This window comes from Mucilaginibacter pineti, assembly GCF_900101875.1.
Classification (GTDB): Bacteria; Bacteroidota; Bacteroidia; order Sphingobacteriales; family Sphingobacteriaceae; genus Mucilaginibacter; species Mucilaginibacter pineti.
This window is the reverse complement of record NZ_FNAI01000002.1, coordinates 299770-315443: the sequence shown is the minus strand read 5'-3', so window position 1 is coordinate 315443 and position 15674 is coordinate 299770. Positions and strand designations below refer to the sequence as shown.

The 15674-nt window shown below is 42.5% G+C and carries 15 protein-coding genes; 5 read left to right on the top strand and 10 right to left on the bottom strand.

What is annotated here, in order from left to right; all coding sequences use genetic code 11:
- Positions 1-134: 134 nt before the first annotated feature.
- Entirely contained in the window at positions 135-1466 is a 1332-nt protein-coding gene (gene lat, locus BLS59_RS05690; protein ID WP_091145967.1) for an L-lysine 6-transaminase, read from the bottom strand.
- A 357-nt stretch (positions 1467-1823) separates the two neighbouring features.
- On the opposite strand from lat, the gene BLS59_RS05685 reads away from it, so the two are divergent.
- Entirely contained in the window at positions 1824-3260 is a 1437-nt protein-coding gene (locus BLS59_RS05685) for a TlpA family protein disulfide reductase (RefSeq protein WP_162842558.1), read from the top strand.
- A gap of 90 nt (positions 3261-3350) precedes the next feature.
- Here BLS59_RS05685 and BLS59_RS05680 read toward each other — a convergent pair whose 3' ends face one another.
- Both BLS59_RS05680 and BLS59_RS05675 read right to left on the bottom strand, forming a co-directional pair.
- The gene (locus tag BLS59_RS05680) at positions 3351-3869 is read right to left on the bottom strand and encodes a hypothetical protein (RefSeq protein WP_091145958.1); all 519 of its coding nucleotides are present in this window, start codon (positions 3867-3869) and stop codon (positions 3351-3353) included.
- 214 nt (positions 3870-4083) lie between these two features.
- On the bottom strand, positions 4084-4971 hold the full coding sequence (locus tag BLS59_RS05675) for a 1-aminocyclopropane-1-carboxylate deaminase/D-cysteine desulfhydrase (protein ID WP_091145955.1): 888 nt from the start codon (positions 4969-4971) through the stop codon (positions 4084-4086).
- Between the two features lie 187 nt (positions 4972-5158).
- Here BLS59_RS05675 and BLS59_RS05670 point away from each other — a divergent pair, with 187 nt between their 5' ends.
- Entirely contained in the window at positions 5159-6214 is a 1056-nt protein-coding gene (locus BLS59_RS05670) for an RluA family pseudouridine synthase (protein ID WP_091145952.1), read from the top strand.
- Positions 6215-6359: 145 nt separating this feature from the next.
- Positions 6360-7196: an aminotransferase class IV gene (locus BLS59_RS05665; RefSeq protein ID WP_091145949.1), complete on the top strand. Its 837-nt coding sequence runs from the start codon at positions 6360-6362 to the stop codon at positions 7194-7196.
- Between the two features lie 19 nt (positions 7197-7215).
- Here the strand turns inward: BLS59_RS05665 and BLS59_RS05660 are convergent, their stop codons facing one another.
- From BLS59_RS05660 to BLS59_RS05640, 5 genes are all read right to left on the bottom strand, one after another.
- Positions 7216-7947, bottom strand: coding sequence for a YqjF family protein (locus BLS59_RS05660; RefSeq protein ID WP_091145945.1), 732 nt, complete (start codon positions 7945-7947; stop codon positions 7216-7218).
- 136 nt (positions 7948-8083) lie between these two features.
- Positions 8084-8887, bottom strand: coding sequence for a M48 family metallopeptidase (locus BLS59_RS05655; RefSeq protein ID WP_091145942.1), 804 nt, complete (start codon positions 8885-8887; stop codon positions 8084-8086).
- 5 nt (positions 8888-8892) lie between these two features.
- On the bottom strand, positions 8893-9540 hold the full coding sequence (plsY, locus tag BLS59_RS05650; RefSeq protein WP_091145940.1) for a glycerol-3-phosphate 1-O-acyltransferase PlsY: 648 nt from the start codon (positions 9538-9540) through the stop codon (positions 8893-8895).
- Between the two features lie 175 nt (positions 9541-9715).
- Positions 9716-10561 (bottom strand): carboxylating nicotinate-nucleotide diphosphorylase, encoded by an 846-nt coding sequence (gene nadC, locus BLS59_RS05645; protein WP_091145936.1) that lies wholly within the window; start codon positions 10559-10561, stop codon positions 9716-9718.
- Between the two features lie 216 nt (positions 10562-10777).
- Positions 10778-11173, bottom strand: a complete 396-nt coding sequence (locus BLS59_RS05640) for a DUF4783 domain-containing protein (protein WP_091145933.1) — start codon at positions 11171-11173, stop codon at positions 10778-10780.
- Between the two features lie 187 nt (positions 11174-11360).
- Here BLS59_RS05640 and gpmI point away from each other — a divergent pair, with 187 nt between their 5' ends.
- Together gpmI and BLS59_RS05630 are read left to right on the top strand one after the other, a co-directional pair.
- Positions 11361-12884 carry a 2,3-bisphosphoglycerate-independent phosphoglycerate mutase gene (gene gpmI, locus BLS59_RS05635; RefSeq protein WP_091145929.1) on the top strand — a complete coding sequence of 508 codons (1524 nt, stop codon included), beginning with the start codon at positions 11361-11363 and terminating at the stop codon, positions 12882-12884.
- 40 nt (positions 12885-12924) lie between these two features.
- The gene (locus tag BLS59_RS05630; RefSeq protein WP_091145924.1) at positions 12925-13437 is read left to right on the top strand and encodes a hypothetical protein; all 513 of its coding nucleotides are present in this window, start codon (positions 12925-12927) and stop codon (positions 13435-13437) included.
- Positions 13438-13452: 15 nt separating this feature from the next.
- Here the strand turns inward: BLS59_RS05630 and BLS59_RS05625 are convergent, their stop codons facing one another.
- Complete coding sequence (locus tag BLS59_RS05625; RefSeq protein ID WP_205411191.1) at positions 13453-14781, bottom strand: ATP-binding protein; 1329 nt, start codon at positions 14779-14781, stop codon at positions 13453-13455.
- 2 nt (positions 14782-14783) lie between these two features.
- The gene (locus tag BLS59_RS31495) at positions 14784-15674 is read right to left on the bottom strand and encodes an eCIS core domain-containing protein (protein WP_162842557.1); all 891 of its coding nucleotides are present in this window, start codon (positions 15672-15674) and stop codon (positions 14784-14786) included.

Sequence of the window (15674 nt, the reverse complement as noted above, 5' to 3'; positions counted from 1 at the left end):
GCCTATATTAATATTTTGTTCCTTTTACAACTATCAGATAGCGCATTACAACATATTAAATAACTAAATAAAAGTGTTATACCGACATTTAAACAGCGCTAAGCAATTATTATTAAAATGCCTTATAGTATTATCTAAAAGGTTTTAACTATTTTTTCGAGCATTGCCAAACCGTCATCAATATGTTTTTTTTGCATGATGAGGGCTGGTCTGAAACGTACACTTTTATCGCTGCAGCCTAAATACATAATATTTTGCTCCATACCCTGTTGAATAAATTTATCCCGCTTATTTTTATCCGGAAAATCAAAGGCAGTTAATAATCCTTTACCCCGCACATTGCTTACCACCGGCAACCTCTCGGCAATATCAAGTAGTTGGTTTTGCAAATATTCGCCCATTTGAGCGGCATTATCAAGCAGGTTATCTTCTTCAATAATATCCATAATTTTTGATGACCTAACCATGTCAACCAAACTACCTCCCCAGGTTGAGTTTATGCGCGATGATACACGGAATACATTGCCTTCCACTTCATCAACCCGGTTACTGGCCAGTATACCGCATACCTGCATTTTTTTTCCAAATGCTAAAATATCGGGGCGGGCCTTTTCGCCAAAATGCTCATGTGCCCAAAATTTGCCGGTAAGGCCAACGCCTGTTTGTACTTCGTCATAAATGAGCATGGCTTCATATTCGTCGGCAAGCTCACGCAGTTTTTCTAAAAATTCCTTACGCACGTGGTTATCCCCCCCTTCTGATTGTATGGGCTCAATAATAATGGCGCATACATCGTCTTTATTATCTTCAAAAGCCTTTCTTATCTGCGCTACAGATAGCTGTTCGCGCAGCAGCAGATCTTCGTGGTTATTATCGCTATAAGGAAAATTCATGTAGGGTATAGATACACGCGGCCAATCAAACTTGGCAAACCATTTGGTTTTGTTGGGCAATGTATTGGTAAGACTTAAAGTATAGCCCGACCGCCCATGAAAAGCGTGTTCAAAATGGATCACCTTAAAACCGCGCTCTTTGGTGTAGCCTTTGGCAAAGTTTTTTTGAACCTTCCAGTCCATAGCAACTTTAAGTGCGTTTTCAATAGCTAATGAACCACCGGCTATAAAAAAAGCATGCGGCAAGTATTCCGGTATCCCTACCCGCGAAAATGTTTCAACAAACTGGGCGTATTGCGTAGTGTAAATATCGGAGTTTGATGGGTTGGTTAACGCCGCCAGCATCAGGTTTTTCTTAAATTCTTCGTCGTTCACCATCTTGGGATGATTGTAGCCCAAAGGCACCGACGCGAAACAGGTAAAAAAATCAAGCAGGGTGCGGTTATGCTTTGAATCATAAATATAAACCCCCTTACTTTTTTCCATATCAAAAGTGAGATCGAAGCCATCGGCAAGTACGTGCTTCTGTAATGAAGCCTGAACGTTTTGGGGTGAAACAAGTAAGTTGTACATATAACTGGGTTTATACAAATTTACTAAAAAGCCCCTAAAAACCAAATTTAAGCGGTTTTTGAACCGATTGACGAAAAAGTAACTTTAAACAATCTAAAGTTACTTTTTGTACCAAAGCCTGAAATAGTATACTTGGTAGATGTGCGAATTTCAAATTACAGATGTGCAGATTACGGATTATAGACGTGCAAATTTCAGATTATAGATGTACAGATTGCAGATGTGCAGATGACGCGTCAATTGCAGAATTTTGGCGTTCAATTGTTAAATTTTGATAGGTTATTGTTAAATAAATATAAGTGAGGATAGTATTTACTTATGTTTATAAATAATAAACCAATAACCACAGTTAACCTTATGAAATATCTTATCCTGTTATCTGCCGCGCTGTTTGGCCTTAAGGCAACAGCACAAAGCCAAAAACCTGCACCTGCCGCTTATGCCGTAATTAAGGGGCATATTAAAAACCACACCGAAGATATGTGGGATTACAGCGAAACAACTTATCTTGATTTTAAAACGCTTTCTGTTCCGGTTGATAAAAACGGCGACTTTATTAAGCGCCTAAAAATTGATGAGAAATACCGGAGTATATTTTTCAGAGATGGCCAGGGCCTGGTTGTCAATATTCAAAAAAACGATACCATCACGGTTGATTTTGATAACCACGATATTTATAATACCATTACTATACACGCAGCGCAAGCCGATAGGGATAAGGAGCTACAAACGTTTACCGCTTTACGAAAGTTTGAAAATAACCTATCTGACGAATTGCATGATATATTCGGAAAAGACCTCGCAGATTCTGCAAAGTTCACTAAACTTAACAGGCTTTATAATAAAGAAATTGAAATATTGCTGGCAAGTGGTTTAAAGGATAATTACATTGACAGGGCTACGGATATTTATTTCCATTATGCAAGGTATTTATTAATGCTGCGATTATTACCTACGTACGATCTGTTCATTGAACATCCAAAAGAAATCACAAAAAATATCGCTTTACTAAAGGATAGAAGAGCGTATACAGTTGAAAATGATGAATGGTACAGGAACAATGCCGAGTATCGGGATTTCGTTTTTGATTACCTGCGGTTCTTTACCCCTTTTAACTCATCAATAGTTAGCAACGGCAAGTACGCGCCTTCATCATACGGCTTTTCTGAGTGCTATAATGCCCTTTCAAGTCTTCGTACGCTTGAAATGAGGGACTGGTTTATAACCAAAACAATTATGTTCAATTTTCAATATGTTCCTTTTAATGAGTCAACCACGGTATATAAAGAATTTTCCGGTAAAGTATTAACACCCCAATATGCTGATACCCTGAAACAATTTTTTATTAATATCCAGCGCTTAAAACCGGGTGTACCAGCACCAGGCTTTACACTTAAAGATGACAATGGCAAGCAAATTTCCCTTGCCCAGCTCAAGGGCAAAGTAGTTTATATCGATTTTTGGGGAGTAGGCTGCGGCCCTTGTGTTTATGATATTAAAAACGAAGTGCCGGGTCTGCACGAAAAATATAAAGACAAAAACATTGTATTTGTAAACGTTTGCGTCGATAGTAATGAATCAACCTGGAAGGAAAACCTGAAAAAATTAAACCTGACCGGTGTTAACCTTATAGCCGAAGGCTGGACAAAAAACCCAATGTGCCAGAACTACAACGTAAACGGGATACCACATTATTTTTTAATAGATACGGAGGGAAAGATCGTTGATAATAACAGCCCGCACCCTGGCGATAAACAAATGCTGTACAGCAAAATAGATAAACTGCTAAAATAGAACTAAGGCAATCGGGCCCAGGTTAAGGGAATTATATAATTTCGCAGTTGGTAGCAACAAGCTGCCAACTGCGAATAATCAATTGCTTTTTTAGGAAGGAAGATCGATAGCTGATAATATAACGCCGTGATGGGCGTTCACTACGCCGTTGGCGTAAGCGTTATCGCCAACAAACATCTTCTCGTTTTCAATTAAAAAGTGAGCGCCGTTAACCTTAAAGTTTCCCTTTATGGTTAATACTACATCCGGTTGTTGCGCTTCAATTTCATTTGTGATGTGGCTTGATAAACCGGCGTGCTCATATTCATTGAGTTCGTAAACATCCAGTACCGGCTCTTCATGTCCGTTCTGATAAAGTTTTACACGGTTGTCGGCAACATCCAGCTTAAAGCCGTTGCCCCCATCTAAACGGTTACCGGTAATAGTAACGGCCTCGCCTGTAACTGATGTTATGCTGGCATCAATACTTAATATATCATCCTGGTGTCTCTTCTGATGATTAAATGAAAGTATCCGCAAAAACCGATTACTGTTTGCACCATCCGAAAATGTGAGTGAAGGGTATTCGCTCAAAAAAATGGTTGTCCCAAAAATGAATGCATGTTTCATGATCTTGTTTGTTTTACTAATAAAAGCACGCGGAACATCAATTGTTTCAAAAAATTAATATCGGTGGTCTGAGGCCTGGGGTGTGTGGCCTGAAATCTGAAATTTGCATATCTGAAACCTATAATCTGTACATTTGAAACCTATAAACTGCGCATCTAAAATCTATAATCTGCACATCTAAAATTTATAATCTGCACATCTGAAATCTGCACATCTAAAACCTATCCTTCATCCCCAGCAATCCCCATATGCCACCACTGTGGATAGCTAATATTTTGCTGCCCGGTTTAAAATAGCCTTTACCAATCAGATCATATAGCGCATACATCATTTTGCCGGTATATACAGGTTCAATAACAATCCCGGTGGCGGCAACAAACTGCTTTACAAAGATTACCAATTCGTCGGTTGCCTTACCGTATCCGCCAAAATGATAGTCGATATGCAGATCATAATTAACCGGGGGGATAAGGAACTTGTCAATCTCATCCTTTATAAAGCCACCGTTCTTAAAAACTGGCACCGCATTAAATTTTGTTTGATACTGATGTTTAGTTAAGCCATTAATAATACCGGCGGCAGTGGTACCGGTTCCGCAGGCGCAAAAAATGTGATCATAGGTGTCGGTTAGTTCATCAACCAATTCACTGCAACCCTGGACACCTTCGGCAGATGATCCGCCCTCGTCAATAAAAAAGGCATTTTCGTCGGCTCCGAAATATTTGGTGAACAGCGCAGGTTTATCGCGGTAACTCTCCCGGTCGGTAAATTGGAGTTGCATACCATGCAGTTTGCACAAAAACAAAGTGTTGTTATCAACTTCTTCGCCACGCACAATACCCGTTGCTTTAAAGCCAAAACTCGCGGCGGCAGCGGCAGTTGCCAGCAGATGATTAGAATATGCGCCGCCAAACGTTACCAAATGATTTTTATGCTGATGTTGTGCAGCTTTTAACAAGTATTTGAGCTTGCGCCACTTGTTGCCCGATATCATGGGGTGAATCAGGTCGTCGCGTTTTAAATAAACTTTTACGCCATGCACATCAAACAAAGGGTTTGTGACTTGATGTATCGGGCTAAAAATCTCAAGATCAATATTCATGTTATAGTATCAAGCAGTTAGTATCAGGTATCAAGACAGCTGCGTTATAGTAAACAAAAATAGTATCGTTTTCTGATAACAACATAGCCGGATCAGAATTAACTAATTAAAAATCTTGATACCTGATACTAACTACTTGCTACTAATATCTTAACCTACCACAAAAAACGATTACTTTTGCCCTCAAATGGCAGACGATACCGAGCTGATAGAACAGGAAGAACAAGATTTATTTGAACACTTGCGCATAGTGGTTGACAAAGGGCAATCTCTGCTGCGTATTGATAAATTTTTAATGCACCGGGTGGAGAATGCGTCGCGCAACCGCATCCAGAATGCTATTGAACTGGGCAATGTGCTAGTTAACGACAAGCCTACCAAATCAAGCTACCTGGTAAAACCGCTTGATGTAATTTCGGTAGTACTGCCACATCCACCGCGCGATACGGAAGTTTATCCCGAGGATTTGCCCATCAACATCGTTTACGAAGATAACGATGTGCTGGTGGTTGACAAGGTAGCCGGCATGGTGGTGCATCCGGGTTATAACAATTACACCGGTACGCTGGTTAACGCGCTGGTTTATCATTTTCAGCAATTGCCTACCCTACCGGGGAACGACGGCAGACCGGGGCTTGTTCATCGCATTGATAAAGATACCTCTGGCTTACTGCTCATCAGTAAAAATGAGCGCTCCATGAACTGGCTGGCCAAACAATTTTTCGACCACACTATTACCCGTAAATACATAGCCCTTGCCTGGGGCGATCTGGAAACGGATGGCACCGTGACAGGATATATAGGCCGCAGTGTTAACGATCGTAGGGTGATGTCGATATATGATGATCCTGAAAAGGGCAAATGGTCTGTAACACACTATAAGGTTTTGGAGCGGATGGGCTATGTTACGCTGATAGAATGCCAACTGGAAACCGGCCGAACGCACCAGATCCGGGCACACATGCGCCATATCGGCCACCCCCTGTTCAGCGACGCCACTTACGGCGGCGATAAGATCCTGAAAGGCACCATGTTTAGCAAGTACAAGCAGTTTGTAGATAATTGCTTTGAGCTGATGCCGCGCCAGGCGTTGCACGCGCAAACTTTGGGCTTTTTGCACCCCACACTAAAAAAGCAGGTATTATTTGAATCGCCCCTGCCTGCAGATTTTGAAAGCGTACTGCAAAAATGGCGCAAGTATACAGCCGGTAATGCTCAGGCAAATACAGCAACAGAAGAATAAAAATGGCTTAACGGCTATATTAAGCATGATTTTTGTACAGTACCGATTGTTAGTTTTACATTGGTTTAGCAATATGAATAACTCCATGAGCGTTACCTTATTTAAAAATCTGCACATTTGCACATCTGAAACCTGCACATCATAAATGACGCCCTTTTTTATCAATTTTAATGGAGAGATACTCCCGCAAAACAGTAAGCTGCTTACCATAGCCAACAGGGCTTTCAGGTATGGCGACGGGCTATTTGAGAGTATGCGCCTGATAAAAGGCCAGTTGAAGTTCCCAGAACTACATGCCGACCGCCTGCAACGCGGTATAAAAGCCCTTAAGATTGACGGCTATTCGCAAATGGATACCTGGTTTTTAAAGGAGATTGTGGAAGAGCTTGCCAAACGCAACAAAGTAAAACACGGCCGCCTGCGCCTTACCGTTTACCGCGATGCCGAGGGGCTGTACACGCCGAGTCAGAATAAAATGGGCTATTGTCTGGAGCTTACTCCATCAGATGAGCCGCGATATTTTTTGAACGAGAAGGGTTTAATAATGGATGTTTTTACGGAACTGCCCAAGCCATCCAACTACCTGTCTAACATAAAAACCTGCAACTCGCTTATTTATGTAATGGCGGGTATCTATAAAATGCAAAACAAGCTTGATGATGTTTTTTTACTTAATCAAAGTGGCTTTTTATGCGAGGCCAGCAGCTCCAACATCTTTATCAACTACCAAAACCACTTGTATACGCCGGCACTAAGCGAAGGCTGTGTAGAAGGCGTAATGCGGCAGGTGGTAATAAAACTGGCCAAAGAAAACAATATTGATATAACCGAAGCCCAAATAAACCCCGACATATTATACGAGGCCGACGAAGTATTTTTAACCAACGCCACCCGCGGCATCCAAACCGTAATGGGCTTTGGTGTAAGGCGCTATTTCAATAAGGAGAGTAAGGTGCTAATGGACGAGCTGAATAAGCTTTAACGGTCGACTATAACCAACCTTACTGCTTCACCACTATCTTATCCCCCATCCTTACCTTAATATCCGAACCAACCGCAAAAAAAGCCGACACGGGTTCCTTTTTAAGGAAAGGTTCAAATGCTTTGCCATAAAGCGTTTCCACATCTGCATCAAAAACATAATCCCGCACTTTGCCGGTTTGCCAGGAAATGTGTTCAACCTGGTACTCCATGGTGCTTATTGTACTTAGCTTGTTATAGCCCCAATAATGCTCAAAAATAAATTCTTCGGCACTGCCGGGTTTTATATCAAGCAGTTCATCGCTGGCGGTAGCGCCCAGTTTATTCCAGCAGCCGTTCAGCTTCCACTCATATAAAAATTGGGTATGCCCGTCGCTAGTGGCCGTGACAGAACTGCGCATGGGCATGGCACTATAATGTTCTTTGTATAAATTATTGGCAATAAGCGCGATAAGGCTTTTGGGTACTATTTCGCTTACAAACACGGCCCCTCTTTTCCATTCGGTACCGTTAAAATGTTTTACATAAAAACGAAGATTTACCTCTTCAAAATTCACGTGCAAAGGCCATTTGATCCCCAGCACCTTGGTATCCTGAAACATAAAGCCTACCATGCTCACCAACGCCTTGCCCTCCCAAAGATCAAGCTCGGTACCCGGCGGCAGGTATTCATCTAATATCTTAGGATCTACCTCGTAATTAAGCATTACCAGGTTTTTCCATTGCGCTTTTAAAAACTGACGTTTGGGCATGAGTGGGGTGCGGGGTTTCGGGAGCGAGGTGCGGGTGAAAAGTTCAATTAAACATCATGTGCTGGCAATAGAGTAAATTAGATATTTAGATCCAACACCGCTCTCCGCTCCTCACACTTCGATCTTCACAAAAAAATTACTTCTTATAATATTTCATCGCCTCGGGTATCAGCCTTTGGATATTGGCTATACGGGTGGCATCAGATGGGTGCGTGCTTAAAAATTCAGGTGGGGCACCTCCTTTGTTTTGGGCCGCCATGCGCTGCCAGAAAGGTACAGCCATATTCGGATCGTAACCGGCCATTGCCATAAAGGTTAAGCCCAGGCGGTCGGCCTCTGATTCCTGGTCGCGGGAGTATTTCAGCAGCGCCACTTGTGTACCAACACCATATGCCTGGCTAAAAAGTCCCTGCATCATCTGCGATTGTTTAGCCAAAGCTACCCCGGCCAATGAACCGCCTAATTGTGCTACCATTTGCTGCGAGATACGCTCGGCAGAGTGCCTTGCTATTGCGTGCCCAATTTCGTGGCCCATAACTACAGCTAAATACGCATCGGTATTGGCTACAGGCAACAAGCCCGAGTATACGGCAACTTTACCGCCGGGCATACACCAGGCATTTACCTCGCTGCTTTGGATGAGGTTAAATTCCCATTGAAAACTATATTGATCGCCATAGCCGTTATCTTTCAAATAACGTTCAATGGCAACAGCTAAACGGTTACCTATTGTTTTAACACGCTGGGCATCGGTTCCGCTGGCTACAACTTTAGTTTTAGGATCGGAAAGGAGCTGCTGGTAACTGGCCGCAGCAGATTGATTTACTTCGGCATCGCCAACTAAGCTTATTTGCTTGCGTCCGGTTAGCGGAACGGTTGAACAGGAGAATAGGGCAATAACCATCGTTAATGCCAGTAATGCAGGTTTGATTCTTTTCATGGTGATCAGGCAGTTTTTTTCTTAAAAAAATTAACTTTCGATTCTTTGCCTTTTAATAAGCGTTCGATATTTTTTTGGTGGGTTACCAGTATCAGCAGGCATATACACATACCATAGATAACAATGGATCGTATAGGCGTGGGAAAAACAAAGGACACACCTATTGGATATGTAAATGCCGCCGCAATTGAGCTTAACGATACATATTTTGTAACTAATAACACCACAATAAATACCACTACGCATAATAAAGCGGCATGTAAATGAATAGCCAAAATCATTCCAAATAAAGTGGCAACGCCTTTTCCGCCCCTGAAACCGGCAAAAATCGGAAACAAATGGCCCATTACGGCTGCCACGCCTAAGGCAAGCGCGTAGTTTGTATACGCGGTTGAATTTTGTGCACCCGTGGTTGATACACCTATGAAATAAGCGAGGTTGGTGGCTGTCCACCCTTTTAAAATATCTAACAGCATTACGGGAATCCCGGCTTTTTTGCCCAGTACCCTGAAGGTGTTAGTGGCACCGGCGTTACCGCTGCCATATTCTCTTACGTCAATATCGTAAAAGGCCAACCCTATCCATACGGCAGTAGGTATCGACCCGCAGAGATAGGCCAGTATAAGTGCTGAAACTGAATAAACGGTTATCATTTCCCTGCAATATTACAAAATTGATACGGTACTAAAATTCTAATCATTCTTAAATGCTAAACTTTAAATGCCAAAGCGTTGAATAAAATTAAAAAATCGATACTTAAAGCTTTAAAATAAGCCTGAAGCTAAGATTTAATTTAAAAGCTAAGGATTTATTAAGCGTTTTGTTTGGTTACTTAATAGCTTTTAAGCTAAGATCAAGACTTTTTACCGAATGTGTTAACGCGCCTACCGATATATAATCAACCCCGCACTCGGCATATTCCCGTATATTATCAATGGTTATACCACCAGATGCTTCGGTAATAAAACGGCCCTGGATAATGTTAACGGCCTGTCTTAAAGTGGCAAAATCAAAATTATCCAACAATATACGGTTTACGTGACCGGTTTGCAAAACCTGGTCTAATTCTTCGAGGTTACGTACCTCTATTTCAATAGCCAGCTGCTTGTTATTATCTGTAATATATTGATTCGCACTTTCAATAGCTTGTCTTATGCCTCCCGCGTAATCAACATGGTTATCCTTTATCAGGATCATATCATACAAGCCGAAGCGGTGGTTAACACCACCTCCAATTTTCACGGCCAGTTTTTCAAGGTAACGCATACCCGGCGTAGTTTTGCGGGTATCCAAAACTTTTGTGTTGGTGCCTGTTAACAGATCAACTATTTCTCGGGTTTTTGTAGCAATTCCAGACATACGCTGCATACAATTAAGTACCAAACGCTCGGCAATTAAAATACTTTGGGCGCTGCCTTCTACTTCAAAAGCTATATCTTTGGGCTTTACAGCATCGCCATCTTTTAAAAACAGGTTAACCTTTAACCCGGCGTCAACAACATTAAATATTTCAACGGCCAGTTCAACGCCGGCCAATATACCTTCGTCCTTTACTAAAAGTTTTGCTTTGCCTATGGTACCTGCGGGGATGGTTGAAAGTGAAGTATGGTCGCCGTCGCCTACATCTTCCGCTAATGCGTTTACTATAAATTGGTGTATAAGTTCCTTATCCAAGTGTATTACTTTTAAGCTTCAAAAGTAATGTTTTTTTTGATGTGGGGATTTAGATTTCAGATATGCAAATTTCAGATGTGCAGATTATTCCTGAACCTTGATTTTCCTGATTAAACGATTAAAGGACTTGAAAAGCTTCAGGCAATCCTTTAATCAGGAAAATCAAGGTTCACATATTTTTTTAATCTAAAATCTGCACATATGAAATCTACACATCTACTTCACCTTCTCATCTTCAATCCTTAGTTCAATAAGGCTCATTTTATGATCAATATCTTTAAGGGTGAAGGCAACACGGTACAGGCCTTTATCTGTAGTTAAAATATATACGCCAAAGTGGTAGCTGGCGCTTGAATTTACCTTATGTAACAATTTTATGCCTTTAGGCTTATTAGCACTTAAAAACTTATCCAATATAACCGTTGCCTGCGTTTGCGAATAGCTGTTTTCATCATCCATCACGGTGATCTCTACAGTAGCGGCAAACAGTTTTGATAATTCCTTTGTGTTACCCTGTTTTATAAGATTGGCCACGTTATCAATCGGGTCGGCAGCTATAAAGCCCGGCAACATAAGTAAGATGATAAATGACGACAGATAAAGCAGCTTCATATTTTACAGGACGTAATAAAACAAACAATGTTACAGCAAAAGCAAAGGGGGACAACCGATATAGAAGTTATTGACATATAACTGTTTTTACAGCAATTTATTACACAACTACCGGGCCTGTTTTTATGCTTCACCTAAATTAAAAAAATTATAATTATAAAGTGAGGGTTGCCTTTATATTTGCATCGTGGAAAATAAAAAAAAACTCGCATTAATTATTCTTGACGGCTGGGGTTATGGCCGCAATGATCAGTCCAACGCTATAGTTGCTGCCAACACGCCATTTGTTGATTCGATGCTTGAACAGTATCCAAATTCAAAGTTAGAAGCTTCTGGCACTGCCGTAGGTTTACCGGCCGGTCAAATGGGTAACTCAGAAGTTGGGCACATGAACCTGGGTGCAGGCCGTGTAGTTTACCAGGAGCTTGGCCGCATCCATAAAGCTGTTGATGATAATGAACTGCCAACCATCCCGGTATTAAAGGATGCTTTTGAATACGCAAAACAAAACAACAAGAATGTACACCTCATGGGCCTCGTATCTGATGGTGGCGTACACTCACATATAAGGCACGTAATCGGTTTATGCGATGCCGCTAAACAGTTTGACCTGAACAACGTTTTCATCCATGCGTTTTTGGATGGCCGCGATACCGACCCAAAATCGGGCGTGGGTTTTATAACTGAGCTTGAAAGGCATATTGAAGGTACAAACGTTAAAATAGCTTCGGCAATTGGCCGCTATTACGCTATGGACCGCGATAACCGCTGGGAACGTGTTAAACTGGCTTATGATCTTCTGGTTAATGGCGAAGGCGAAGCCACACAGCATATTACCGATGCCATTAAAAAATCATACGAAGAAGGTGTTACCGATGAGTTTATAAAACCATTGGTTAATGTTGATTCGGACGGCAAACCGCTGGCTGTTATTAAAGATGGCGATGTGGTGATCTGCTTTAACTTCCGTACCGACAGGGGCCGCGAGATCAGCATAGCATTAACCCAAAAATCATTCCCCGAATATAACCTGCACCCGCTTAACATCCGTTACATCACCATGACCCCATATGATGAAACGTTTAAGAACGTACAGGTGGTGTTTAACAAAGAAGACCTGACCAAAACGCTTGGCGAGATCCTACAAAATGCAGGTAAAACACAAATTCGTATTGCCGAAACTGAAAAATATCCGCACGTAACGTTCTTTTTTTCCGGAGGTCGTGAGCGTGAGTTTGACGGCGAAAAACGTTTACTGGCACCATCGCCAAAAGTGGCTACTTATGATTTGCAGCCCGAAATGAATGCTGCTGGTATCCGCGATCTGATCATTCCCGAGCTGGAAACCGGCTGGCCCGATTTTGTTTGCCTTAACTTTGCCAATACTGATATGGTTGGCCACACCGGTGTTTTCAGCGCGGTTGTTAAAGCTGCCGAAACTGCCGATGCCTGCACCAAAGCTGTGGTTGAAGCCGGCCTGGCAAATGGCTACTCGTTCATCATTATTGCCGATCATGGGAATGCCGATTATATGATAAATGAGGATGGTACACCTAATACAGCACATACCACTAACCTGGTGCCTTGTATTGTTATTGATAAAGATATAACCGCCGTAAAAGATGGCAAACTGGGCGATATAGCACCAACCATATTACATATACTGGGTGTGGCTATTCCGCCTGAAATGACAGGTAATGTATTGGTGTAAATTAAAATTAACACATATAACCGCTCTTTTGGGTGGCATCATGCTTCTATCCGGCTTGCAGTCATGCAGGCCGGATATTAAGCAAACGGGGGCCGTACAAAAGTACTTTGACCTTGCTGGCTACTTTAAAGCCGATACCGCCAGGCTTAAAAAATTAAATCCCCAGATTGATAAAACCGTCACCCACAACGGTGTAAGCGAAAATAACACCGTACAGATCACAAACTGGGGGCAGGAATTGAACCTCTTCATTCAGTCGGATATTAATCGCCCGGCCTGGAAAAACAGCTACTTGACCACAAACTTTGGCGATTTAACGATTTACAAAGCTAAAGACCCCGAGTTGCGTACTACCAAAGTTATCATCAATACAAATAAGGGTAAAATAAAATGGGTGCTGATATTCAATCACACCAAAAACCTGCTGTACGAAACATCCGAAAAGCTTAGCTACTTCCCAGATTCGGCTTATCAGATAGATAAATCGCAACAGGTTAGGTTAATGGGCCACAACGTGTATCACATTACAGGCATTCTGTTACCGAAGAAATAAGACCGATTATCCGCCTCACCATACCCGGTTCTCTTTGGTATATTCCCGTTCAATACCTTCCAATATAACTTCCTGGGTAACGTGCGCGGCCTTTTTGGCTAACATTTGCAGGCAGGCAAATTGTACTACATTTAATATACCCGAACCGCTGAGTTCATATTTGCGCGCAATTTGTTCCAGGTTGATATGCCCATTGAGATTAGCCTTTTGCGGAAACGATTTTTTCCAGATCACATGGCGTTCTTCGGCATTGGGCAGCGGGAAATGGATCACCGACTGAAAACGACGCATAAAAGCTTCATCAATATTATTTTTAAAGTTGGTGGCCAGTATCACCAATCCTTCGTGCTGTTCAATACGCTGCAGCAGATATGATGCCTCCTGGTTGGCGTATTTATCATGCGCATCCTTTACGTTGGTACGCTTGCCAAAAAGTGCGTCGGCCTCGTCAAAAAACAGGATCCAGTTTTTGTTCTCCGCCTTTAAAAACAATTGCGACAGGTTTTTCTCCGTTTCGCCGATAAATTTAGATACGATCATCGAAAGATCAATCCTGAAAACCTGCTTGTTGGTGTACTTGCCTAACAACGATGCCGTAAGTGTTTTACCCGTACCCGGCGGCCCATGAAACAGCGCACGGTAACCCGGTTTAAGTTTTCTGTCCATACCCCAATCGGTCATTAAAACCTTTTGGTAATTTACCCAGTTTTCCAGCTCGACAATTTGCTGGCGGGTGGAGGTATTGAGGATCAGATCTTCCCAGATATACGTAGTTTCTAAATATTGCGCCGGGAAGTTCATGCTCAATTTAGGAATGGTTTGTGTGCCGGTAACCAGCAACTCAATATACTCCGGCTGCAAAACTATGCGGCCACAAAGTGCCGGCTCACCATCAGGTACCTCCTCCAGGTATAAAATATTTTGCCTGGCGAAAACATGTTGATGATGAAAAAGCTCGGCAACCTGCAGGCGTTTCTCCAGGTCATCTCCTGCCAGGATAAACGCGGCGGTTTGCCCGGTTGGTAAAAAACTGCGGCCATTTTTACTGCGCACCCCTCCTATCTGTTGAAAATCGCCGCTATTAACCATATAAGGCTGAATAATACTATCGAAAAGTTCAATTTGCAGATGTGGCGCTAAGGCTAACATAAATACCACTACTTCGGTATTGCTAAGGCCATGCTTATCTATTAATTGCTCTATGGCACCTTCTGGCTTAATAACGCGCGGCAATAAGGGCGGCAAATAAGTATTGCTTTGCCCAAATGCCTGTTGCAGGCGGGCTTCCATACAGCCGGCCACATATTGCAGGTAAGTTTTAAGCTGATTAATATTAGCGCTCATCGTTATTTCCCCGATCCGTTTTGTTGTATAATATGGGTTAGTTCATGCGCCAGCAGGTTCATACCCGCGCTGCTTTCAGGATCAAACCTGGCCGAATTAAAGTAGATATCAGTACCATGGGCAAACGCCTGCGCTTTTGAAATATTGCAAAGCTCCGTAGCCTCCTGCCCGGTATGGATACGTACCTTTTCGAAATTGGCATTCATCTGGTGCTCTAACTGGGCACGAACCTTAGCCGGCAACGGACTGCCGCCATCTTTACTCTTATTAAGCAAACGCTCAAACTTAGCATCCGGACTTTCTGCTTTGCCCTCGGTTTTATCTACGCCGCCAGCCGGTTGATCATCCTGTTTCTGCGCGGCGGTTTTTTTATCGCTATCGTCGCCCTTTTCTTTTTTTTGAACTTTTCCCTCGTCCTTCTTTTCCTCGTCGCCTTTCTTTTGGGCTTTGCCCTCATCCTTCTTTTCTTCGTCGCCTTTCTTTTGGGCTTTGCCCTCATCCTTCTTTTCTTCGTCGCCTTTCTTTTGGGCTTTGCCCTCGTCCTTCTTTTCTTCGTCGCCTTTCTTTTGGGCTTTGCCCTCGTCTTTTTCGTCCTTTTTATCCTTTTTTTGCGCGGCCTTTCCATCCTTTTCCTCATTGGCACCCTTTTTCTGTACACTCATTTGCCCCATCCTTTGCGATGATTTTACCGGAGCCTGTTGCGCCATGGTCACCTTTTGCGCTACGGCATCAGCTTCCTGTTCCATAGCTGTATCCTGGTTACCATCTATCTTTTTAGCCTGAAAAAAGGCATCGCCCTGCTTCTGTTTTTCACGACTGCCGCTAAAAAACGGCTTTTCGGTTTTATCTGCCGCAGGCTGGTGCAATGGCTGACGGGTGTTGGTACTTTTCAT